The sequence below is a fragment of the Winogradskyella echinorum genome, from assembly GCF_014297365.1.
Taxonomy (GTDB): Bacteria; Bacteroidota; Bacteroidia; order Flavobacteriales; family Flavobacteriaceae; genus Winogradskyella; species Winogradskyella echinorum.
In genome coordinates, this window is the sequence record NZ_JACOQD010000002.1 from 85,963 (window position 1) to 110,783 (window position 24,821).

The following is a 24,821-nucleotide window of genomic DNA, read 5'->3' on the forward strand; positions in this document are numbered from 1 at the left end:
TATATACAACGCCTTGAAGCTGTAAGCAACTACTAAATAGTGGCCAATAAAAACATATGAAAACAATAAGTTTATTCATTTGTATTAACTATACTATTAAATAAAGCCTCATAACGCTTTGTGATTTCAGAGATATGGTATTTATCTAATGACTTTATTCCTTCATTAGAAAGTCTTTTTCTTAAATCCTCATTTTCTATAAGCTTTCTTAAACCATTTTGCATTTGAGGTATGTTTTGGTCTTCTATAAGTAAACCATTTACATTATCTTCAATAATATCTGAAGGTCCTGTTTTACAATTGTAAGAAATACATGCCATTCCTTGCGACATCGCTTCTAGTAAAACCATTGGTAATCCTTCAAAACGAGATGATAATATAAAAATAGAAGATTCATTCATTACTTCGGCAATATTATTAATAAAGCCTGTAAAAATAACCTTATCCTCAATTTCATTTTCAATGGCTAGTTTCTTTAAATATGCTAATCCTTCATCACCAGCTCCAGCAATTTTTAATTTCCAATCCGGATATGTTTTAACTATAGGAGCTATAAGTTTTATTAAATTATCAAACCCTTTGTGATTGTAGCGGTTTAAATGGCCTGCGGCCAAAATGATCTTTTCTCTTTCATGAGAGTTTGTTTCAATTGCTTTAAAACTGCAAGGGTTTGGCATAACATATACTTTAGAACCGTAACTTTCGTAATATTCTATGTCAAAAGATGTCAATACAGTAATAATATCCGCCTTTTTATAAATATGTTTTTTTGTGAAATTGGTAATCCGTTCGCGACCTTGCATAAATCTTAAATGAGAATTATGCTCTTGAGCGATGATTTTTATTGAAAATAATTTAGCAACTATAATAGCTATTAAGTTAGTTAAAGTTACAAAGGACACAATGATATCTGGTCTATTGTTTTTGTTTTTGTAATGCCTGCTTAAGTTAATAATACTTCTAATAGTATGGCTAGGAATATAGTTAGTTTGTTTTAATTTTATTCGCTTTACATTAGGGTTGAGTTCATAACCTCCTTTTCCTTCAAAAAGTGAAATAACAGAAATCTCATTATTTGGATTTTTTGCCAAGCTATTTACCATAAGCGCTAAAACGCGTTCTGCTCCGCCACCTCCTAAAGATGATATAATAAAATCTACTTTCATTTTTTTAGTTTTATTAGTCCTAATAATCTTTTAGTAACATTCCTAAAGCCTACACTTGTAAAATAAATTATTGGCGTGTAGATGATAACAACAAGTATTAATATTTTTATTGAATAAAGGACTAAATTCAATAGATTGACTTCTCCTAAGTCAATATATTTATGTAATTCGTAGCAAATATAATATGGCAATATAAATGACAATATCAAAAGCAAAAAGCCTTTCCAATAGTCCCATATACTTGATTTAAAGCCATGTTTATATAAATAGTAAGGTCTCCACATAAGTATAACGATTGAAAAGGCTATGGTTGTACCCATTAATATACCTGCTAAATCAAAATACTGTAGTAAAATCATAGATGCAGTTAGATTTATTACACTTTGAACAACTGGTGCCCAAACATCTTGATAAAGACCATAGGCATCTTTAAAATGATCTACAGGTATTCTAATCTGCATAATAAACATGTTTAAGAGAAATAATAAAAGAACATATTTACTTAAAATATATTTTTCACCTAGCCACACTAAAATAAAGGGTTCGGTAACAAAATAGAGAACTATTACAGATACACCTCCAATATAAAAGCGTAGTGCCATCATCTCCCAAAATACTTTATGAGTATTTTCTTTATTATTCTCAGCGACGAGATTACCTATGCCTGCAGCTGTACCAGCAAAAGCTGTGTTAACAAACTGTAATAATCTACTAAAAAGCATCTCATAATTAGCAAAAAATGCAACACTCTCAACACTTATAAAACTGAAAATCAGTATTTTATCAGTACCGCCTGTAACAAAAGCTCCTAATTTATGAAATGAAATTTGTTTAACTTTCTTTATAATTTCAGGATTGGTCTTAAGTATTGAGTTAGTAGTTTTTTGATTAAGGTGTAACCACGGATAAATTTGTTTTACTTTTTTTCTAAGAATAAAACTATTAACTATGTAATAGAGCAATTCTAATGTAATCCAACCATAAATACTTTGATAGTAATAAACAACAATACACTGTATAAGAATTTTAACGAGATTAATGGATTGTGAATTAGAGGTAATCACATAATCTTTTTGATCTGCTTGGAGTAGTATAATGTGAAAATTAAAGAAAAAGTTTAAGCACATTCCAAATAAAAATGTGTAAAAGGTATAATATACAATGGATAACGGAGCTTGAAGGGTATCAAAAATTATAGGAAAAAATGCAGATATTATAAGTCCGCCAACTAAAATGAACAATCCTATTTTCTTATAGAGATGACCAAATAAGCTAATAAGCTCATTAATACGTCCGTGGTCTTTATTAAAAATTGGTTTATATAAGCTAAAACCAACTGCCGCACCAATTCCTAATTCAGCTAAATTTAAAAAACTTAAAAAACTCCTAAGTGTACCAGAAAGTCCCATAAATTCATCACCTAAATTATCTAAAAATAATTTTCTTGAAACAAATTGTAGAACTAAAAAGATAACATAAAAGAACATGCTAAATTTCATGTTCTTTATTGCATGACTTACTCTAGACATTTCTAAATTTTTGAGAGATTTTAGACTGAAGTTTAATTCTTTTTTTATTACTAAAAAGGAATAATTTATAAAGTGCAGGTGGTAAAATAACTATTAAGTAACTGTAAAAATTAAAGTTTTTGTTATTATGATATTTTTTTATTGTATTTCTAATATTTCTTCGATGTACGCCATCTTTATCTAAATCTACATTAAAATATAAGGCGTCATAATGATATGTTAAGAATTCAAACATATATTGTTTTGCTAGTTCTTGGACATCATTATTATATTGAGTTGTATTCTTAACTACATATTCTCCAGCACCTATAGAGTTTAATTTTTTAATTGAATAATCACTTCTAATTACGCTGGTAGGATTTTGAACATTATATACATAATGCTCATTCTCAAAAAAGCCGATTTGAGAAACTTCATTTATAATGTCTAATGTGTAATAAACATCTTGATGTAAAATACCTTCGATAAAAAATCGGTCTTGAATGATAGAACGATGATATATACGTCTCCATACAGCAAAACGTTTGTTTTTAATAATTCTCTTTAGCGCTGTGTTTTTATCTTCAATTTTAGCTAGAATGGTATTGTTATTATGAGAGTTGTCCTTTACTAAATGATTGTGTACAGAACTAGTTTCAATAACCTTTAAATTATTTTTTAGTGCAAAATCAATAAGCTGCTCAAACATTTCGGGTTTAACCCAGTCATCACTATCTACAAATCCTATAAAATCACCCTTGCTTTTCTTTAAACCATAATTTCTAGCAATACTTGAGCCACCATTTTCAATATGATAAACTTTTATACGATCATCTTTTAATGCATATTTATCGCAAATAGCACCGCTATTATCCTTAGAGCCATCATTTACTAAAATTATTTCAAGGTTTTTATAGGTTTGATTAATAAGAGACTCAATGCAACGATCTAAATAGGTCTCAACATTATAAACAGGAATAATAATTGAAATTAAAATGTTCATTTTCTCGATTTGGGTTTAGATAGTTTTATAGAATTTAGTGTTTATGTTAAAAACGACTATACTTCCATACAAATTTAGTCTAATGATTTTTTAGAAATTATTTGCTTGATACTATCAATTTTAGCAAATATTAATATTTTTTTTAACGATAAATAATAATCATGGCAAATAAAGGTTTTTTACGATTAAATTCATGGTTAGTTCTAATAAATTCTAAAAGTATCGATGAAATACAACTTAAATATTCACTTTACATTTCTAAATCCTTATTTAATTTATTTTTTCAATAATAAAGTTGAAATATACTCTGCACATTTAGCTATAAAAAATGTAGTATTTTACTGTGATAAGTTAAAAATAAAATAGAATAATCCATTTTATAGTTTTATCCGTAATTAACTGTAATTGTCTGTTTGTCTAAGTTTTTAGTAGTTTGTAGATAACTTTTTTTTAAAACTCTTAAACTATTTGCTTTTTTATATATTTTTACAGTACACAGTATTAAAAGTAATTTCTTACAAAAAACATACAATTAGTCGAATAATAATGGTTTTAAACTTGTATTTACAAATATATTTTTAGATTTAAATCCCAAATGATAACAGAGTAATCCCTTAGAACTCGTAATTTTAACCCTTTTATGAAAATCATTACAAAACCTACAAATGCTTTTAATAAAATATTATTTTTTTGCTTATTAGTACTTCCTCTTCAATTAATACAAGCTCAACAATTAGCATTTCCCAGTGCAAAAGGTGCTGGTGCTTATGCATCTGGTGGTAGAGGTGGAGTAGTATTACATGTAACAACTCTCGCGGATAGTGGACCTGGTTCTTTAAGATGGGCATTAACAGACCGCGATCATAGAGCTTTAGATAGAACAATTGTTTTTGACGTTAGTGGTGTTATAAAACTTCAGTCCGTTATTCGTATGGGTAGTGAATATACTGGAGGTATAACTATAAATGGATTTACTGCACCTGAAGGTGGTATTACTATTATTGGTCAAATGTTTAGAATGACTGATGCTAAAAACGTTATAATTAGAGGTATGAAATTTAGAGGTGGGTATAATTATACCGATCCAAATAATCAATATAGTAAGTCTGCCTTTTTAATGGGTAACACAAAAGGATTTATAGTTGATAGATGTTCGTCTGGTTTTAGTTTAGAACAATCAATTGGTGGAAATGGAGGTAATGCAAATGACCCTTTGAGCGGAGCTACTTTTCAAAATAATTTAGTAGGTAATACATCTAGAGTAGGAATTATTGGGCAAGGTATAACCAGTGATCAATCTCTACGAAATATGCCAACCAAAGTTAGTTATCACAGAAATGTAATGGTAGATTGTGGTTGGAGAACACCTAATGTAGCAGGTAATGTAAGAGCAGATATAATTAATAATTTTGTACACAACTGGCAAAATAGAACATCTAGTTTTACAGGTACTGCATATAATGGGCAACCTAGTACACAAAAAACTCGATCAAATATTATTGGTAATTATTATCAAGCGGGTACTAATAGTAGAACTAGTGGTTCTAATGTTCTTTATAAAATAAACGATAATAATATTGAACCTGAGTTTCATTTCTATGATAATTATATAACATCAGATGTTCTTAAAGGAAAGGCTACAGGTTACGATTATACTGATCCTAGTACAGCGCACAATGCCTTTACAAATTATCCTGATGGTTCATCACAAACGATAGAGCCAAGTTGGTTTACATATCCGCAATTTCCTTTATTAGGTGAACCTGTTTCTATTTTGTCTTCGCAAGATTTAAAAGATGAGTTATTTGATACAGTTGGTGCGTGTCATTACATTGACAATAATGGTAATATTCAATTCTACAGAGATGCTATCGATACTGAATTAATTCTGCGAGCATCTACAAATTCAACACAAATCAATATTGGTGATTATTTGGCAAGAGCAGAAGCTCTATTACCAGGAGGAAGTAATCCAATACCAAGTGAAACAAGACCTGATAATTTTTATCAAAGTAACCCGCACATACCAGAAGCGTGGCTTATTTCTAAAGGGCTAACAGGAACTCCGACCATACATAATGAAATAGCACCAAGTGGTTATACATGGTTAGAAGAGTATATTAATCAAATTGATAATATCGTAATTGGAACTAACATTCCGCAAATAACTAGAACAGACACTAATCCAACCACAATAGAAGTTGGTGGTGTATATAATGCAATAACCGGAACTTGGACAGATGTTGAAGATGGTAGTGGTATTGCAACCGTTAGCGGAGATGTTGTGGATGTAAACACTATAGGAACATATAATGTAACATTAGAACATACAGATACGGACGGTAATAGAGGATTTTTAAATGTGCCTATCAATGTAACTGCCGAAATTGTAAATGCAGAAAGTGTTTCGATTACACCTTCGACAGTTACCTTAGCAGAAGATACTAGTGTGCAATTAAATGTTGAATTTATGCCATTAAATACTACCGACCAAACAGGTGAGTGGACAAGTAGTAATACTAATGCAACAGTAGATCCAAATGGATTAGTAACAGCAGTTTCACCAGGTACATCGATAATAACGTTTACAAGTAATGATGGTAGTTTTACAGCTTCTAGTACTATAATTATTAATGGAAGTATAGTTCCTACAAATATAACATTTGAAGGTGGAATGACAGGTCATTTAAACTGGATTGAATTTGATGAAAACACAGTGAATCCAACTGCTACTCTCATTACAACGGATCCAGATCCAAACGCCACACATACTTACAGTATACCAGCGAACAATGTTGATGATTATCAGCGTTTTAGTATTTCAGGAAATCAACTTACTTTAAATTTAACACCAGATTACGAGAATCCGGTTGATACTGCTGATAACAATATATATGCATTATATGTAAGATCTGAAAATAGTAATGGTGGTATATATGATGGGTTCGTTTTGTTTTGGATTAGAGATGTTGCTGACGAAACTATAGTTTTTGCAACTGGCGTAGATGTATTTCCAGAGACTGCAGAAATACAAATACCAGAAACAATTGCTTTAGCCGCAACATTTTCGCCTATCGAAACTACAAATCAATCAGGAACATGGAGTTCGAGCGATGAATCTATTGCAACAGTTGATTCTAGTGGTGTAGTAACTCCAGTTTCAGTAGGAGTTGTTACAATAACTTTTACGGCTCATGATGGAGGTTATAGCGATTCATCCGAAATAACGGTTTTTCCTGAAGCGCTTCAAGCAAGCGCAGGTACCGACCAACAAATTTGTGAAGGCGAAAGCACTACGCTTACAGCAAGTGGCGGAACTGGTTACCTTTGGAATACAGGAGAAACAACTGAATCTATTGAAGTATCACCAAATTTAACCACAACTTATACTGTTACAGTTTCAGATGATTTTGGTCAATCGGAAGACGCAAGTGTTACCGTTACTGTTAATCCATTACCAAATGCAAATGCTGGTGAAGACCAAACTATTTGTGAAGGTGAAACCATTACTTTAACAGCAAGTGGAGGAACATCTTATTTATGGAGTACTGGAGAAACAACTGAATCAATTGAAGTGACTCCGCTTGTGGAAACTACTTATAGTGTAGAAGTTATTTCAAATGATTGTTCTAGTGCAGATAGTGTTATAGTTTTTGTAAATGAAGCTCCAGATATTACTGTTACAGAAGATAGTGCAATAGTTGAAGGAAATTCAATTACACTTTCTGCAAGTGGTGGTGATAATTACGAATGGAGTACAGGTGAAACTTCAGAATCAATAAATGTTACACCAACCTCGACTACCACTTATACTGTTACGTCTCTTGGTATTAATGGGTGTTCAACATCTCTAAATGTTACAGTTACTGTAATTCCAGAAATAATTGCAGACGCTGGTGAGGATGTAACAATTTGTAATGGTGATTCGATTACTTTAAATGCTTCAGGAGGTGTAACTTATACATGGAATTCTGGAGAAACAGGTTCTGAACTTACGGTTAATCCTACTACAACTACAACTTATACAGTTACCGCAGAAGATGCATATGGTTATACTGATACAGATACTGTTACCGTATTTGTTAATGATATTCCCAATATTACAGCAGATCAAAATGTATTTGTAATGACAGGTAACTCAGTAACGCTTACTGCAAGTGGTGGAGATACGTATGCATGGAGTACTGGCGAAACAACAGCATCGATTATAGTATCACCAGGTGTAACAACAACATATACCGTTACTGGTTACTCAGTAAATGGTTGTGAGAACACTATTGATATATTAGTAACTGTTGTGGAAGAATTGAATGCTAATGCAGGTGAAGATATGACTATTTGTTTAGGCGAAAGTGTTACTTTAAATGCTTCGGGAGGTATTACATATACATGGAATACCGGTGATATAGGAGCATCACCAACTTTTACACCAATAGAGACTACAACATATACGGTTACAGTTACTGATGTATTTGGTAATTCAGATTCAGATGATATTACAGTAACTGTAAACCCAATACCAGTTGCATATGCAGGTGAAGATCAAACGGTTTGTCAAGGTGAGTCTGTAACATTAACCGCAGAAGGTGGTGATTCTTATTTATGGAGTAATGGGGAAACCACTTCTACAATTACAGTAAATCCAAACATAGATACGACATATACTGTCGAAGTATTTTCTAATAACTGTTCTGATAGTGATGAAGTTACTGTGTTTACACTAACAACACCTGAAGTTTCAGTGAGTGAAGATATTGTTTTAATAACAGGGAATACTACAACACTTGTAGCTTCGGGTGCAGATTCATATCAATGGAATACTGGAGACACATCAAATTCCATTTCTGTTAGTCCTGCAGAAACAACAACTTACACTGTAACAGGTTTTTCACTTAATGGTTGTCAAAGTACAGCAGAAGTTACAGTAACGGTAGTTGCAGAGGTTATAGCTAATGCAGGTAATGATGTTACTATTTGTAGTGGCGAGAGTGTTACATTAAATGCATCTGGTGGTGTTACTTACACTTGGAATACTGGTGGCACAGGTGCATCACCAACCTTTAGTCCAACAGAAACAACAACTTATACAGTTACTGTCACCGATGATTTTGGAAATTCGGATTCTGATAGTGTTACAATATTTGTAAACGAGACACCAAATATTACAGTAAGTGAAAATGTTACCATTGTTGAAGGAGAAAGTACAACTTTAATAGTAAGTGGTGCTGACAGTTATCTTTGGGATACAGGTGAAACATCGAGTTCTATAACAGTAAACCCATTAGAAACTACTACTTATACTGTTACAGGAACGACTAATTCATGTTCTGTACAAGCAGAAGTTACAGTAACAGTTGAAGAACAATTTCAGGCTTCAGCTGGTGAGGATAAGCAAGTTTGTCAAAATGATGCTTATGAAATTGTTTTAACTGCAAACCAAGGAGATAGTTATTTATGGAACACAGGACATACAACTCAAAGTATTACTGTAAGTCCAACATCTACATCAACTTATACTGTTACAGTAACTCAAGGTACACAACAAGATACAGATGCTGTAACAGTCTATGTGAATCCTAATCCAAATGTTGTTATTACAAATGGTGATAGTGTAGATATCATGGATGGTGATTTTGTAACTTTAACTGCTACTGGAGCAAATTCTTATGAATGGAATAATGGTGCTTCACAGCCAAACATCGCTGTGAGTCCGTCAATAACTACTACTTATGAAGTTAAAGGTTATATTGGCGATTGTTACGATGAAAAACAAGTTACAGTAAATGTAATTCCAGAGGTTGTAGCAGATGCTGGTGAAGATGTAACAATATGTACAGGTGAATTTGCAATTTTAACAGCTTCAGGAGGTGATGATTATGTTTGGAGTACTGGAGAAACTACGCAAACCATACAAGTATCGCCAACAGAAACAACTGAATATACAGTTACAGTGTTTAATGCCCTAGATTTTGATGAAGATACAGTTACTGTAGAGGTAGATACAGATTGTGAAGAAGATATTGTTGAAATACCAGGAGAAGAACCACAAGATTTTAATTTCGAAATATATCCTAATCCTTCTTCTAGTGTAGTAAATGTAAAACTTACAGGATCTAATATTCTTACTAATATTTATATGTATGATATAACAGGAAAGTTAATATATCAGACCAGAATTACAAATAATGATTTAAGTAGTTCTTCAACTACGCAAATAGATGTAAGTTCATTGCAACCAGGTATGTATTACATAAAATTATTTGATGTTAATAGAGAAGTATCTAAAAAACTAATTGTTGAATAATAACAATTAAAAGCAAAAAAAAAGCACTTCTATTTTTTTAGAAGTGCTTTTTTTGATTATTTAATCTATAAATTACTTTCCTATAGATGAGTATTCAAAACCAATTTTTGTTATTTCATCTTTGTTAAGGATATTTCTACCATCAAAAATAAATGCTGGTTTTTTCATTTTATCATATATTTTCTGCCAGTCGTAAGTTTTAAACTCGTCCCATTCTGTCATTATAGCAATGGCATGTGCATCTTCGATTGCTTCATATGGATCATCATACGATTTTACAAGCTCCATGTTTTCTTCTTCAGATCTTGTATTTAAATAATTAAGATCTGCTTGTGTTTTCTTTCCTGATACCTTAGGGTCATAAACAGCAATATTTGCTTGCTCACTTAATAAATGATCAGCAACATATATGGCAGCAGATTCTCTAGTATCATTAGTGTCCTTTTTAAATGCCCAACCTAACATTGCGATTTTTTTACCAGAAACCGTATTGTATAACGTGCTAATTAAGTTATCAGAAAATCTTCTTTTCTGATGGTCATTTAGAATAATAACTTGCTCCCAATAATCTGCTACAGCATTTAAACCATAACTTCTGGCGATATAGACAAGGTTTAAAATATCTTTTTGAAAACATGAACCACCAAAACCAATTGAAGCATTTAAAAACTTAGGTCCAATTCTAGAATCCATACCAATTGCTCTTGCTACTTCACTAACATCAGCTTCAGTATGCTCGCATAATTCTGAAATTGCATTAATAGAAGAGATACGTTGTGCTAAAAATGCATTAGCAGTTAGTTTAGATAACTCAGAAGACCAAACATTAGTTCTTAATATTCTGTCTTGTGGCACCCAACTTCCGTAAATATTGGCTAAACTTTCTATTGCTGATTCTGATTCCCCACCAATTAAAACACGATCCGGATTCAATAAATCTTGGATTGCAGTTCCTTCAGCTAAAAATTCTGGATTAGATAAAATCTCGAAATTAACATCACTACCTGTATTGTGTAAAATGCTTTTTATAGCCTGTGCTGTTCTTACTGGTAATGTAGACTTTTCAACAACTATTTTATCTGTCTTTGCAACTTCAGCAATGTTTCTTGCACAAAGCTCAACATATTTTAAATCTGCTGCCATTCCTTTACCTTTTCCATAGGTCTTAGTTGGAGTGTTCACAGAAATAAAAATCATTTCAGATTCATCAATAGCCTTATCTATTTCAGTAGAGAAAAATAAGTTTTTCCCTCTAGTTTCTTCAACTATTTCTGCTAAACCAGGTTCGTATATTGGTAATTTTGAAACATCATTATCATTCCAAGCAGCAATTCGCTCAGCATTAATATCTACAATTGTTACTTGAATATTTGGATTTTTCTTTGCTATTACTGCCATAGTTGGTCCACCAACATATCCAGCACCAATACAACAAATCTTATTTATTTTCATAGTTTTAAGTTTATATGACTTGGGTTAATTTTTTAGTTTTTATTATTGTTTACATTTTATAACTCAAAAGCCTCTCTATTAATTTTAGTGTTTTCAGGTTTAAAATGAATTTGTCGACAAATTTGTATGAAAAATTCTAATTTCTCTAAATTATTATATCAACGTCGTGTTTTTACGATAAACTTCAATCTCTATCTTTAATAGAAACTAAATCTGTCGTTAAAATACTTTTATTTTATTTGTAATAGGCTTTAAACCAATCTATAAATGATTTAACTCCATGTTTAATAGATGTGTTTGGTCTATAATCGTAATCTTTAATGAGTTCATCAACATCTGCCCATGTACGTTCTACATCACCTGGCTGAATAGGTAACATCTCTTTAGTAGCCTTTTTATCTAAGTTTACTTCTATTTCGTTTATAAAGTTTAATAATTTTACTGAGTTGTTATTTCCAATATTATATACTTTATAATACTTATTAGCATCAATTCTTTGTTGTGGTGATTTTTCAATGATTCTTACTACGCCTTCTACAATGTCATCTATATAGGTGAAATCACGTTCCATTTTTCCATGATTAAAGACTTTTATAGGTCTGTCATTTACAATGGCATCTGTAAACAAAAACATAGCCATATCTGGTCGTCCCCAAGGTCCATAAACTGTAAAGAATCTTAAGCCTGTAGTTGGTACTTTAAACAAATGACTATACGTATGCGCCATTAATTCATTACTCTTTTTTGTAGCTGCATAGAGGCTTATTGGGTTGTCTACATTATCATCAGTAGAGAATGGAATTTTTTCATTTAAGCCATAAACACTAGAACTACTAGCATATACTAAATGCTTTATATCATTGTTTCTACAACACTCTAAAATATTTAGAAATCCTACTAAATTAGAATCTACATAAGTTTCTGGGTTCTCTAAACTATACCTAACACCAGCTTGAGCAGCAAGGTTACATACAATATCAAATTGTTCTTGTTTAAATAATTTTGGGAGTGCCTCACGATCTTCAAGATTCATTCTTACAAATGAAAAGTTTTCATTTTCACTTTTACAAATCGAATTAAATACTTCAGCATCTGCTCTAGAAACTCCAAGTTCTTTTAATCTCGAGAACTTTAAATTAACATCGTAGTAATCATTTACATTATCTAAACCAACAACTTTGTGCCCTTTAGATAATAATACTTTAGAGACATAAAAACCTATAAAACCAGCGGCTCCAGTTACTAATATTTTCATATTATAATATTTACTATTTTAAATATTGGCATCAAAGATGAAGATTTAGAATGAAATTACTAAATTTTATATCAAACAATTTCAACAAATTAGTTGTTTGTATAATTAATATCGAGGAGCGTAGCTAAAGAATCGCAGTTCTTTACTTTTAACGTTAATTCACGTTCTTTATAGCTGTTTTCAATATGATAGACTCTACAAGAATCCTTTTTAGTATCACTTTTTGAAAAATCTACACTTCCATATTTAATTAAATTAGTAATCGTTAAAGAATCTAATTTATAATTGTTTACAAATGTATTAGCATTAACTGAATAGTTTAAAGGCTTAGAGCTAATATTCTTTACTGTTCTTGCATTTGGCCCATAATCACATGAGGCATCTTTACCGTTTAAAAAAAACATAAGAATAATAAGGCCAATGGCAAAACCACCAAGATAATAACCTAGTCGATGTACAAATTTCATAGTTGAAATATTCTTTTCTTTCGAGTGTAGTCGAAAACTAATTAAAAGATTAAAAGATTGGCATCATTGTAATCTAATCCAAACCAATCGGCTACAGATTTATTAGTAAGAATGCCGTGGTAAAAATACAACCCATTTTTTAATCCTTTATCAAATCGAAGTGCATTTTCTATACCTCCGTATTCGCCAATTTCTAATAGGTAAGGAGTAAATATATTACTTATAGATACAGAAGCAGATCTAGAATAACGAGCTGGTATGTTTGGTACACAGTAATGAATAACACCATTATGATCAAAGGTTGGGTGATCGTGTGTAGTCACTTCACTAGTTTCAAAACAACCTCCCATATCTATGCTAACATCAATGATTACCGAACCTCGTTTCATATGATCAACCATAGATTCTGTAACTACAATAGGTGAGCGGTTAGTGCCTCTTACGGCTCCAATGGCAACATCACAACGTTTTAATGCTTTTAAAAGATTTTTTGGTTGCATTGTAGACGTGTAAATTGTTCGCCCCAAATTATTTTGTATACACCTTAGCTTTGTAATAGAACTATCAAACACTTTTACATTAGCACCCAAACCAATTGCAGAGCGTGCGGCAAATTCACCAACTGTACCTGCACCTAAAATAAGAACTTCGGTTGGTGGTACACCATTAATATTACCCATCATTAAACCATTACCACCATTAACATTAGATAGTAATTCTGAAGCAATTAAGATAGAAGCAGTGCCAGCAATTTCGCTCAATGAACGTACAGCAGGATAAGCACCATCTTCATCTTTTATATACTCAAATGCTAAGGCTGTGATGCGTTTTTTTGCCAAGGCTTCAAAATAGGCCTTATTCTGAGTTTTTATTTGTAATGCAGAAATTAAAAGTGTCTGTGGATTAATTAGTTTAATCTCGTCTAAAGAAGGTGGTTCTACCTTAAGAATAATAGGGCAGGAGTATACTTTTGCTGTATCTTTAGTAACTTCTGCGCCAGCTTCACTGTAATCTTTGTCTTTAAAATTAGCACCTTTACCAGCACCAGATTCAAATAATACACGATGACCATTAGCCGTTAAAGCTGAAACAGCATCTGGAGTTAAGCACACACGCTTTTCTTGAAAGTGAGTTTCTTTAGGTATGCCAATAAAAAGTTCGCCTTTTTGTTTAAATATTTCTAAGGTCTCTTCTTGAGGTAATAATTGGGCTTTGGTAAATGGTGATAAAGATTTACTCATTTAAGTTAGTTAATTGGTCTAGTAACTGCAAGATAGTAAATCACTACAATAGTTACTATATTAATATAACTTCAAATTATAAATAAAATATTAAATGAGTAAAAGTATAACCTAAAAATACTGCTTAACCTTACCCCAAACCGTTTTAGGTTTTATCATAAACTCTTCTTCGAGTTCTTCCATGGTTTTGTCATGATTATTAACCTTGTCAAACATTTTAGCCCTTATCAAATAAATAGAAGGAAAAATAATTGCCATTAATGGTAATAACCAAATTATGTCAAATTCATCTGTGTATCGAGCATCAAAATTTAATGCACTTATGAGTTGAAATGAAAACATAGTTATTGGCACTAATAGAGCATGATACCACCAATGTTTACATGTGAAAAACCAAATTAGAGATAGTAATAAGGGTATGACTTTCATCGACAAAACCCACATCGCAACATTAGCACTTTCGTATTCAATACTTTTATATGTTCCAAAAATTGTTTCCCACTCTGCTTCTAACGGTACGTATTCGTATAAGTAAAACAAAAAGGGAGTAGCAGCTACAAATGATGCAACTATACTCCCTATAAGTATCCTTTTGTTGTAAGATTTTTTATCCGTGAGTCGGAACTTTAAGTTTTCTTTTGTCAACTTGTGTTGTAGTCTGTCCATCTAAGTCAATAATGTTAGTTGCCTGTACAGTAAATAACATTCCTCCGAAGATAGCGATCGCTAGTACTAGTTTTTTAGCTTTCATAATTTAAGGGATTTTAATTAATTAATTACGTCAAAAGTAAGCGCATTGTTAAAGGCTTACAAACGTAAAACTGTTAAAGTCCAAGAAATTTTGAGGTCTCCATTACGGTTTTCCCGTAAAAGGTGTGCTATCTTGTAAGAATAGTTATAAAAATTTATCTAAAAATTTTCTGTTGTCATGGCTGTATTTTCGGTTAAATGTTTAGTGTTTATAGTTAATTTGAGGGATCTTTTATTGTCTTGTAAGTCGGTAATAGTAATGGTTTGCGTGTCTTCTGGTAATAGGGCTTCAATACGCTCTGGCCATTCCATAAATAACCAATGCTCACTACTTAAATAATCTTCTATACCAAAATTGTAAGCTTCATCTACGGATTCTATTCTATAGAAGTCAAAATGATAGACTTTATCGTTAGGTATAGTGTATTCATTTACTATAGAAAAGGTTGGGCTAGTTGCAACGTCTGTACTATGCATAGCTTTTAAAAGTGCATTTATAAACGTGGTTTTACCAGCTCCCATACCACCATTAAACAATATTGTCTTAGACTCTAAATGCTCTAAAACGCTGGCGGCAATGGCATCAATATCTTTTATGTGGTATGTTAACTCTATAGTTTTCAATGTATTCTTTTAAAAATAATAGGATACAATGTTAACAATAAAAATTTGGAAATCCTAGAAAAAAGTGTATTTCATCGGTTTTTTTTGCATTTTAAGGATTTGGTCATTAACCCACTTTATAAGAATAATGTATAAGAGGATACAATGAATTCATAAAGAATTAATCTATTGGTAAAATTTTATTATGTAAAAATCAACACTATTTAGGATCTAAAACCACAAATGGAATAATCATTTCCTCCAAAGAAACACCACCATGTTGATAAGTGTTTCTGTAATAACTGACATAATGGTTGAAGTTATTAGGATAAGCTAAAAACAAATCACTTTTTGCAAATATAAATGAGCTACTCATAGATAAGGATGGCAAATGTACAGACTTTGGGTCTTTTACTGCTAGCACATCTTTATCTTGGTAAGTAAGACTGCGACCTGTTTTATAACGTAGGTTTAAACTCGTATCTCTATCTCCAATTACTTTAGAAGGAGAGGTAACGTTTATAGTGCCGTGATCTGTGGTTAAAATGAGTTTAAAACCAAGTTGTTGTGATAATTGAATCATCTCAAGTAAAGGTGAGTTTTTAAACCAACTAACTGTTAATGAGCGATAAGCTTTATCATTAGAGGCCAATTCCTTAACAACTTCCATCTCAGTTTTTGAGTGAGAGAGCATATCTACAAAATTGTAAACAACGACATTAAGGTCATTATCTTTTAAGGACTTAAAGTTCTCTACTAATTTTTTACCAGACTTTAAATTTGTGATTTTATGATACTCGTGCTTAATATGATTTAATCCTAAGCGCTTTAACTGTTCTCTTAAAAAATCACCTTCATGTAAATTTTTACCTCCTTCATCAGTATCGTTCTTCCAATATTGAGGAAATAAACTTTCCATGTCAGCAGGCATTAATCCAGAAAATATGGCGTTACGAGCATATTGTGTGGCTGTAGGCAGAATACTAAAAAAAGATAATTCTGAAGCCTTCTTGTAATAATTGTTCACTATAGGTTCAAAGGCTTTCCACTGATCGTATCGTAAATTATCAATAACAATTAATAACGTAGGTTGTTTGTCACTTAATTCTGGTACTACTTTGTCTTTAAAAAGTGTGTGCGACATTACAGGTGCATCTGTATTGGGTTGAAACCAATTTTCGTAATTTTTCTCAATAAATTTTCCGAATTGAAGATTAGCTTCAGTTTTTTGAGATTCTAAAATTTGGGTCATACCAACATCCTCAATGCTTTCAAGCTGTAATTCCCAATAGATGAGTTTTTGATATAAATCTACCCATTCCTCATAAGAATTTACTATAGACAAATCCATTGAAATCTTTCTAAATTCTTGTTGATAGTTAGAAGTTGTTTTTTCAGAGACTAAGCGCGAATGGTCTAAATTCTTTTTTAAACTCAATAAAATCTGATTAGGGTTTACAGGTTTAATTAAATAATCAGCAATTTTATTACCAATGGCTTCTTCCATTATATATTCCTCTTCACTTTTTGTAATCATTACAACAGGAAGGTTGGCTCTACGTTCTTTAATTTCATTAAGCGTTTCTAAACCAGTTAGTCCAGGCATATTTTCGTCTAAAAAAACAATATCAAAGTTAGTATCGTTTATTATCTCTAAGGCTTCCGTTCCACTTTGGCAAGTGGTAACCTCATATTGTTTTTGTTCTAAAAAGAGAATATGTGGCTTTAATAAATCGATTTCATCGTCAACCCAAAGAATATTTATCATGTTGTGGTATATTTGTTTTCAAACTGGTTTAAGCCAGTTTTTTAATTAAAATTTTAAAATTTTGCCTACAAATAATAAGCTAAAGATATTTAACGATCCAATTTACGGATTTATTACGATTCCTAATTCGTTAATTTTCGATATAATTCAGCACAAATATTTCCAAAGGTTGCGTCGTATTAGTCAAATGGGATTGTCTTATTTGGTATATCCTGGCGCACATCATACACGTTTTCATCATGCACTTGGTAGTATGCATTTAATGCAAAAAGCTGTCAATGTACTTCGTTTTAAGGGAGTTGCGATTTCAAATGATGAAGAAAATGGTTTGCTTATTGCCATTTTATTACACGATATTGGTCATGGGCCATTTTCTCATGCCATGGAGCATAGCATTGTAAATGATATTTCTCACGAAGAAATTTCTTTGCGTTTTATGGAAGAACTCAATACAGAGTTTAACGGAAGTTTAACGTTAGCCATTTCAATATTTAAAGGAGAATACCCTCGTAAATATATGTGCCAGCTTATATCTAGCCAATTAGATATGGATAGAGCAGACTATTTAAAACGCGATAGTTTTTACACAGGTGTTGCAGAAGGTAATATTAATAGCGAGCGCTTAATTACCATGCTCAACGTAGTTGATGGGCAATTGGTTATTGAAGAAAAAGGCGTGTATAGTGCAGAAAAGTTTTTGGTAGCAAGACGCTTTATGTATTGGCAAGTGTATTTGCACAAAACTAGTTTGGTAGCGGAACAATTATTAACGCGAATTTTAAAACGCGCCAAAGAATTAGTAAACCAAGGTAAAGTATTACAATGCAGTAAAGCCTTATTGTTTTTCTTAAATTCTGAAAGAGGTGGCAATAGCTTTAATAATGAAACCTTAGCTATATTCGCAAAATTAGATGATTACGATATCGTTTCTGCAATGAAAGATTGGCAAACCAATGATGATTTTGTATTGAGCAATCTGTGTGAAATGATTATAAATAGAGACTTGCTGAAAGTAAAGCTAAAGAACAAACCAATAAAAACATCAGAGTTAATAGCGCATTCTAATGCGTTAATGGAAAAACACAATATCTCGAAGTCTGAAGCTGATTATTTTGTGTTTCAAGGAGAGATAACAAACCAAGCCTATCAGAATAAAAAGCAAAACATAAATATTTTATTAAAGTCTGGTAAAATTAAAGATATAGCCAAAGTCTCAGACCAATTAAACTTAAAAGCGCTAAGTAAACCTGTCACTAAATATTATATGTGCTATCCTAAAAAGAAAATGTAATCCTTTTTTTCTATTTTTGCGAAAGCCAACAGATACTTTAAAAATAACTAATTGAAATATTGGTACTCAAAACTCAATGCTAAAAGCGAATCATTATTTGAAATGTTCCATGTATATACTAAGCGTAGTCGAAGTAGGATCATTTTAGAATAATAGATATTAATACATGAAATTTACAGCAGAACAAATAGCAGGAATATTAGAAGGAACAGTAGTTGGCGACCCAAATATTGAGGTTTTTAAGTTGTCTAAAATTGAAGAAGGTTCTAAAGGATCTTTATCATTTTTATCAAACGATAAATACACACCTTATATTTATAAAACTGAAGCCTCTATTACAATAGTAAATTCAGATTTTGAACCAGAAAAACCTATAACAACTACTTTAATAAAAGTAGAAGATGCATATGAAGGTTTTTCTAAATTATTAGAATACTACAACCAAATTAAGTTGAATAAATTTGGGATAGAACAACCATGTTTTATTTCAGAAACAACTAAAACTCCAGAAAACATATATATTGGTGCTTTTGCTTACATTGGTAGTAATGTAGAAATTGGAGAAAATGTAAAGATTTTTCCTAATGCGTACATTGGAGATAATGTGAAATTAGGTGATAATACAATTGTGTTTGCAGGCGGAAAGGTCTATTCAGACTGTGTTATTGGCAATAATTGTGTAATAAACTCTGGTGCTATAATTGGAGCAGATGGATTTGGATTTGCACCTAGTAAAGCAGGTGAATATTCTAAGATTCCACAAATAGGCAATGTTATATTAGAAGATTATGTAGATGTTGGTGCTGGTACTACAATAGATAGAGCAACAATGGGTTCAACCATTATAAGATCTGGTGTAAAATTAGATAATCAAATACAGATTGCTCATAATGTGGAAATCGGAAAAAATACAGTAATTGCTGCTCAAACAGGTGTTGCTGGATCTACCAAAATTGGTGCTGGCTGTCTTATTGGAGGACAAGTAGGTATTGCAGGTCATTTGGTAATAGGAAATAATGTTAGAGTGCAAGCGCAATCTGGTATTGGAAGAAATGTAAAAGATAATGAGATTTTACAAGGCTCACCATCTTTTGGATATTCCGATTGGAGTAAGTCTTATGTACATTTTAAAAATTTACCAAAGCTTGTTAAAACGATAGACAAATTAGAAAAAAAAGTAGATGGCAATAATTAAAACGGAAACGAAACAAAAAACCATTGAAAAAGAAGTAACGCTAAAAGGTGTTGGACTTCATACAGGTGCAGATGTAACCTTAGTTTTTAAACCAGGAGCAGAAAATTCAGGTTTTCTTTTTGAGCGTATTGACCTCGAAGGAAGCCCTAAAATTGAAGCTGACGCAAATTATGTTACCAATACGCAACGCGGAACTTGCCTAGAAAGAAATGGTGTAACCATACAAACATGCGAACATGTTTTAGCAGCTTTGGTCGGTTTAGACATAGATAATGCCATCATAGAGCTAAATGCTTCCGAGCCACCAATTATGGATGGTTCTTCAAAATTCTTTGTAGAGGCTTTAGAAAAAGCGGGTGTTGTTGAGCAAGATGCATTAAGAGAAGAATATGTGGTAACAGAAGTTATTTCATATTCCGACGAAGAAACAGGAAGTGAAATTATTTTAATGCCATCTAATTCTTACCAAGTAACAACAATGGTAGATTTTGGCACCAAAGTTTTAGGTACTCAAAACGCTACACTGAACAATATTTTAGATTTTAAATCTGAAATTGCAAACGCTAGGACTTTTAGTTTTTTGCATGAAATAGAAATGCTTCTAGAAAATGGGTTAATAAAAGGTGGTGACTTAAACAATGCCATTGTTTATGTAGATAAGGAATTATCTTCAGAGACAATGGAAAAACTTAGAATCGCCTTTAATAAGGAAGAAATTGCTGTAAAACAGAACGGTATTTTAGACAACCTTACTTTGCACCATCCTAATGAAGCAGCAAGACATAAGCTTCTAGATGTTATTGGAGATTTAGCTTTAGTGGGTACAAGGATTAGAGGTAAGGTTATTGCTAACAAACCTGGACACTTTGTAAACACTCAGTTTGCTAAAAAGATTTCTAAACTGATAAAAAACGAAAGACGTAATAATGTACCACAAATAGATTTGAATTCGGCACCATTAATGGATGTCAATCAAATAATGGATATGTTACCACATAGACAGCCTTTCTTATTGCTAGATAAGGTTTTTGAGTTAACAGAGAACCATGTCATAGGAATGAAAAATGTAACCATGAACGAAGAGTTCTTCAAAGGTCATTTTCCAGGGCAACCTGTAATGCCAGGTGTGTTAATTGTTGAAGCTATGGCGCAAACAGGTGGTATTTTAGTATTAAGTACAGTGCCAGACCCAGAAAACTATTTAACTTTTTTCATGAAAATGGATAATGTAAAGTTTAAGCAAAAAGTAGTTCCTGGTGATACACTAATTTTTAAATGCTCATTAATTACTCCAATACGAAGAGGTATTTGTCATATGCAAGGTTATGCATATGCCAACGGAAAATTATGTGCTGAGGCTGAATTAATGGCCCAAATTTCAAAAGTAAAATAATAATATATGAACCAACCGTTAGCATATGTGCATCCAGGCGCAAAAATTGCAAAAAATGTGGTTATAGAACCCTTTACAACTATACATAATAATGTAAAGATTGGTGAAGGAACTTGGATTGGAAGTAACGTTACAATAATGGAAGGAGCGCGCATCGGAAAAAACTGTAATATTTTTCCAGGTGCAGTAATTTCTGCCGTGCCTCAAGATTTAAAATACAACGACGAGGATACCACTGTAGAAATAGGTAATAATGTTACAATAAGAGAATGTGTAACAATTAATAGAGGTACAACTGACAAAATGAAAACCGTCATTGGTGACAATTGTTTAATTATGGCATATTGCCACATTGCGCACGATTGTATTGTTGGTAATAACTGTATTTTTTCTAATAACAGTACATTAGCTGGTCATATTAATGTTGGCGATTATGTAGTTTTAGCAGGTATGACAGCTGTTCATCAATTTTGTTCTATAGGTAACCATGCGTTTGTCACTGGTGGTTCGTTAGTGCGTAAAGATGTGCCTCCTTATGTAAAAGCTGCTCGTGAGCCTTTATCTTATGTTGGGATAAATTCGGTTGGATTGAGACGAAGAGGCTATAGCTCTGAAAAAATTAGAGAAATTCAAGATATATATAGAATTTTATATCAAAAGAACTATAATAACACACAAGCTTCAGATTTAATAGAAGCAGAAATGGAAGCCACTCCAGAGCGCGATGAAATTCTTCAATTTATTAAGAATTCGCATCGAGGCATTATGAAAGGCTATTTTAAATCAAATTGATTTTGAGAAATAACTCAAAAATTATATAACACAACAATTAAACAATTATATGGCAAGTACTTCAGACATCAGAAACGGATTATGCATAAAATATAATCACGATATATATAAAATCATTGAATTTCTTCATGTAAAACCAGGTAAAGGACCTGCTTTTGTAAGAACAAAATTAAAAAGTGTAACTACTGGTAAAGTTATAGATAATACCTTTTCTGCAGGACATAAAATTGATGATGTACGTGTAGAAACACACAAGTTTCAGTTTTTGTATAATGATGGTGAATTTTACCATTTTATGAATGAAGCTGATTATACGCAGATTAGATTATTAGAATCTGCTTTAGATAGTCCAGATTTAATGAAAGAAGGTGAGATTGTAACTATACAAATAAATACTGAAGATAATATGCCATTGTCTGTAGATATGCCTGCAACGGTGATTTTAGAAGTAACAGCTACTGAGCCTGGTGTAAAAGGAAACACGGCTACAAATGCTACAAAACCAGCAACAGTAGAAACAGGTGCTACAGTTAATGTACCTTTATTTATCAACGAAGGAGATAAAATTAAAGTTGAAACAGATAAAGGAACATATAAAGAACGTATAAAGGAGTAATATTGATGAAAAAAATTACAAGTATTGCCTTAATTTGTATAATGGTTTCATTAACCAGCTGTTTGGAGATGATAGATCAGGCAGCAAAGAAGGCATCAGAACAAAGTTCTGAATCTTTATCTAAAGAAGATTATAAAACCATATCAGTAGAGAATTTATATAGTTTAGATGTACCAAATTATATGAAGGAGATGAAAAGCCTTCATGATGAGGCATCACTTGAGTATGCTAATATCTTTAAAGATGCTTATTCTGTAGTTATACACGAAAATAAACAAGAATTTATTGACATTTTTAAAGAGATTGATGAGTATGACTCTGAGCTTTCTCCTGTAGAAAATTATGTAATGGTGCAGAAACAAATGTTTCAAGAGAGTATAGACGATTTTAAATTTCAAGATTACGGTTTAAAAAAAATCAACGATTATCCTGCAAGACAAATAAAAGTATCTGGAATAATTGATGGTATAGATATTAAATACGTTGTCGCTTTTATTGAAGGCGAGGATTATATCTATATGATAATGAATTGGACAAGTGGTGAGCGCTTTAGTAAAATGGAGAACACATTTGAATACATTACAGGGACTTTCAAATTATTATAAACCATGAAATTTCCTAAGCAATATAGCCTTAAAGAGATTGCAGATTTAATTTCAACTAAGTATGTTGGTGCAGATGATTTTCCAGTATTGGGTATTAACGAAATACATGTTGTAGAACCTGGTGATATTGTTTTTGTTGACCATCCAAAGTATTACGATAAGGCTTTAGAGTCTGCCGCTACTATTGTATTAATTAATAAAGAAGTAGAGTGTCCTGAAGGTAAGGCGCTTTTAATATCAGATGATCCCTTTCGAGATTTTAATAAGCTAACGCAGCATTTTAAACCTTTTAAGGCATCTAATTCTGCAATAGCTAAAGATGCTATTATTGGAGAAGGTACTATAATACAACCCAACTGCTTTATAGGTAATAATGTTATAATAGGTAAGAATTGTATTATTCATTCTAATGTTAGTATTTACGATAATGCTATAATAGGTGATAATGTTACTATTCATGCAGGTTCTATATTAGGAGCAAGTGCATTTTATTATAAAAATAGACCAGAAGGATATGATCAATTATTGTCGGGTGGTCGCGTTATTATAAAAGACAATGTAGATATTGGTGCATTATGCACTATAGATAGAGGAGTAACTGGTGATACAACTATTGGTGAAGGGTCTAAGTTAGATAATCAGATTCAAATAGGACACGATACTGTAGTAGGTAAGAAATGTTTAATTGCATCGCAAACAGGTATTGCAGGTTGCGTAGTTATTGAAGACAATGTTACTATTTGGGGACAAGTAGGTATTAAAAGTGATGTCACAATTACAAGCGGTACTGTAATATATGCACAAGCTGGTATAAATAAATCTACAATTGGTGGAGTTACTTATTTTGGTTCTCCAGCTCAAGATGCTAGATCCTTTTTCAAGGATATGGCGTATGTAAAAAAGATTCCTGGAATACTAGAAAAATTAAAAAACTTATAATGTCAGCAATAGATATAGTCAAAGCTTTTTACGATGCAGATTTAGCAAACGATACAAGTGTTGTTTCTGAGTTTTTTCATAAGGATTGTGAATTACACTGGACAAGTAGTCAAGGATTTATGCTACTAAACTACAATGAAATTGAAGTTTTTTTTGAAGGTACTAGAAAATCTTACGATAGCCTTAGATTTGAATTTACGCACCTCATAGAAGCTGGTAATACTGTAACGACAAGGCATACGCTTTTTGCTAATACAATAGAAAACCCAGATGTTGAAGTGGTTTTAGCACATTTTTCTGCGATTTGGGAGGTTAAAGACGGAAAACTATATAGATGTTTTGAAATTAGTAACCAAGCAGATGAAAATGATTCTGCAAGTTTGAAATCCTATTCAGAAAGAAAAATATAAAAAGAGGTCGCATTTGCGTATCAAAACTCTTATTTTTGCACAACGAAATTTACAAAACTTAAA

The 24,821-nt window shown here is 31.9% G+C and carries 19 protein-coding genes; 9 read left to right on the forward strand and 10 right to left on the reverse strand.

What is annotated here, in order from left to right; translation table 11 throughout:
• Positions 1-71: 71 nt before the first annotated feature.
• The 3 genes from H8K90_RS07545 to H8K90_RS07555 are packed head-to-tail and all read right to left on the reverse strand — an operon-like array spanning position 72 to position 3,677.
• Positions 72-1,166 carry a glycosyltransferase family 4 protein gene (locus H8K90_RS07545; protein ID WP_186845358.1) on the reverse strand — a complete coding sequence of 365 codons (1,095 nt, stop codon included), beginning with the start codon at positions 1,164-1,166 and terminating at the stop codon, positions 72-74.
• The gene (locus H8K90_RS07550; RefSeq protein ID WP_186845359.1) at positions 1,163-2,695 is read right to left on the reverse strand and encodes a lipopolysaccharide biosynthesis protein; all 1,533 of its coding nucleotides are present in this window, start codon (positions 2,693-2,695) and stop codon (positions 1,163-1,165) included. The genes H8K90_RS07545 and H8K90_RS07550 overlap by 4 nt, the downstream gene beginning before the upstream one ends.
• Complete coding sequence (locus tag H8K90_RS07555) at positions 2,688-3,677, reverse strand: glycosyltransferase (RefSeq protein WP_186845360.1); 990 nt, start codon at positions 3,675-3,677, stop codon at positions 2,688-2,690. Before H8K90_RS07555 ends, H8K90_RS07550 begins: the two co-directional genes overlap by 8 nt.
• Before the next feature lie 640 nt (positions 3,678-4,317).
• Between H8K90_RS07555 and H8K90_RS07560 the strand changes: the two genes are divergently transcribed.
• Complete coding sequence (locus H8K90_RS07560; protein ID WP_186845361.1) at positions 4,318-9,981, forward strand: Ig-like domain-containing protein; 5,664 nt, start codon at positions 4,318-4,320, stop codon at positions 9,979-9,981.
• 72 nt (positions 9,982-10,053) lie between these two features.
• Here H8K90_RS07560 and H8K90_RS07565 read toward each other — a convergent pair whose 3' ends face one another.
• The 7 genes from H8K90_RS07565 to porX form a co-directional block, all read right to left on the reverse strand.
• Positions 10,054-11,433 carry a nucleotide sugar dehydrogenase gene (locus H8K90_RS07565; RefSeq protein WP_186845362.1) on the reverse strand — a complete coding sequence of 460 codons (1,380 nt, stop codon included), beginning with the start codon at positions 11,431-11,433 and terminating at the stop codon, positions 10,054-10,056.
• 235 nt (positions 11,434-11,668) lie between these two features.
• Positions 11,669-12,688 (reverse strand): NAD-dependent epimerase, encoded by a 1,020-nt coding sequence (locus tag H8K90_RS07570; protein ID WP_186845363.1) that lies wholly within the window; start codon positions 12,686-12,688, stop codon positions 11,669-11,671.
• 89 nt (positions 12,689-12,777) lie between these two features.
• Complete coding sequence (locus H8K90_RS07575) at positions 12,778-13,155, reverse strand: hypothetical protein (protein WP_186845364.1); 378 nt, start codon at positions 13,153-13,155, stop codon at positions 12,778-12,780.
• Between the two features lie 41 nt (positions 13,156-13,196).
• Positions 13,197-14,396, reverse strand: coding sequence for an alanine dehydrogenase (locus H8K90_RS07580; RefSeq protein ID WP_186845365.1), 1,200 nt, complete (start codon positions 14,394-14,396; stop codon positions 13,197-13,199).
• 111 nt (positions 14,397-14,507) lie between these two features.
• Complete coding sequence (locus H8K90_RS07585) at positions 14,508-15,062, reverse strand: hypothetical protein (RefSeq protein WP_246457616.1); 555 nt, start codon at positions 15,060-15,062, stop codon at positions 14,508-14,510.
• Between the two features lie 243 nt (positions 15,063-15,305).
• On the reverse strand, positions 15,306-15,770 hold the full coding sequence (gene tsaE, locus H8K90_RS07590) for a tRNA (adenosine(37)-N6)-threonylcarbamoyltransferase complex ATPase subunit type 1 TsaE (RefSeq protein WP_186845366.1): 465 nt from the start codon (positions 15,768-15,770) through the stop codon (positions 15,306-15,308).
• 199 nt (positions 15,771-15,969) lie between these two features.
• Positions 15,970-17,517, reverse strand: coding sequence for a T9SS response regulator signal transducer PorX (gene porX, locus H8K90_RS07595; protein ID WP_186845367.1), 1,548 nt, complete (start codon positions 17,515-17,517; stop codon positions 15,970-15,972).
• Positions 17,518-17,578: 61 nt separating this feature from the next.
• On the opposite strand from porX, the gene H8K90_RS07600 reads away from it, so the two are divergent.
• From H8K90_RS07600 to H8K90_RS07635, 8 genes are all read left to right on the forward strand, one after another.
• Positions 17,579-18,808, forward strand: coding sequence for an HD domain-containing protein (locus H8K90_RS07600; RefSeq protein ID WP_186845368.1), 1,230 nt, complete (start codon positions 17,579-17,581; stop codon positions 18,806-18,808).
• A 166-nt stretch (positions 18,809-18,974) separates the two neighbouring features.
• Positions 18,975-20,003, forward strand: coding sequence for a UDP-3-O-(3-hydroxymyristoyl)glucosamine N-acyltransferase (gene lpxD / locus H8K90_RS07605; protein ID WP_186845369.1), 1,029 nt, complete (start codon positions 18,975-18,977; stop codon positions 20,001-20,003).
• Positions 19,990-21,396 (forward strand): bifunctional UDP-3-O-[3-hydroxymyristoyl] N-acetylglucosamine deacetylase/3-hydroxyacyl-ACP dehydratase, encoded by a 1,407-nt coding sequence (locus H8K90_RS07610; RefSeq protein WP_186845370.1) that lies wholly within the window; start codon positions 19,990-19,992, stop codon positions 21,394-21,396. Before lpxD ends, H8K90_RS07610 begins: the two co-directional genes overlap by 14 nt.
• Positions 21,397-21,402: 6 nt before the next feature.
• The gene (gene lpxA / locus H8K90_RS07615) at positions 21,403-22,188 is read left to right on the forward strand and encodes an acyl-ACP--UDP-N-acetylglucosamine O-acyltransferase (RefSeq protein WP_186845371.1); all 786 of its coding nucleotides are present in this window, start codon (positions 21,403-21,405) and stop codon (positions 22,186-22,188) included.
• Between the two features lie 49 nt (positions 22,189-22,237).
• Complete coding sequence (gene efp, locus H8K90_RS07620; protein WP_186845372.1) at positions 22,238-22,804, forward strand: elongation factor P; 567 nt, start codon at positions 22,238-22,240, stop codon at positions 22,802-22,804.
• Positions 22,805-22,809: 5 nt separating this feature from the next.
• On the forward strand, positions 22,810-23,409 hold the full coding sequence (locus H8K90_RS07625; protein ID WP_186845373.1) for a hypothetical protein: 600 nt from the start codon (positions 22,810-22,812) through the stop codon (positions 23,407-23,409).
• Between the two features lie 3 nt (positions 23,410-23,412).
• Complete coding sequence (locus tag H8K90_RS07630; RefSeq protein WP_186845374.1) at positions 23,413-24,348, forward strand: UDP-3-O-(3-hydroxymyristoyl)glucosamine N-acyltransferase; 936 nt, start codon at positions 23,413-23,415, stop codon at positions 24,346-24,348.
• On the forward strand, positions 24,348-24,758 hold the full coding sequence (locus tag H8K90_RS07635) for a nuclear transport factor 2 family protein (protein WP_186845375.1): 411 nt from the start codon (positions 24,348-24,350) through the stop codon (positions 24,756-24,758). Before H8K90_RS07630 ends, H8K90_RS07635 begins: the two co-directional genes overlap by 1 nt.
• Positions 24,759-24,821: the final 63 nt, after the last annotated feature.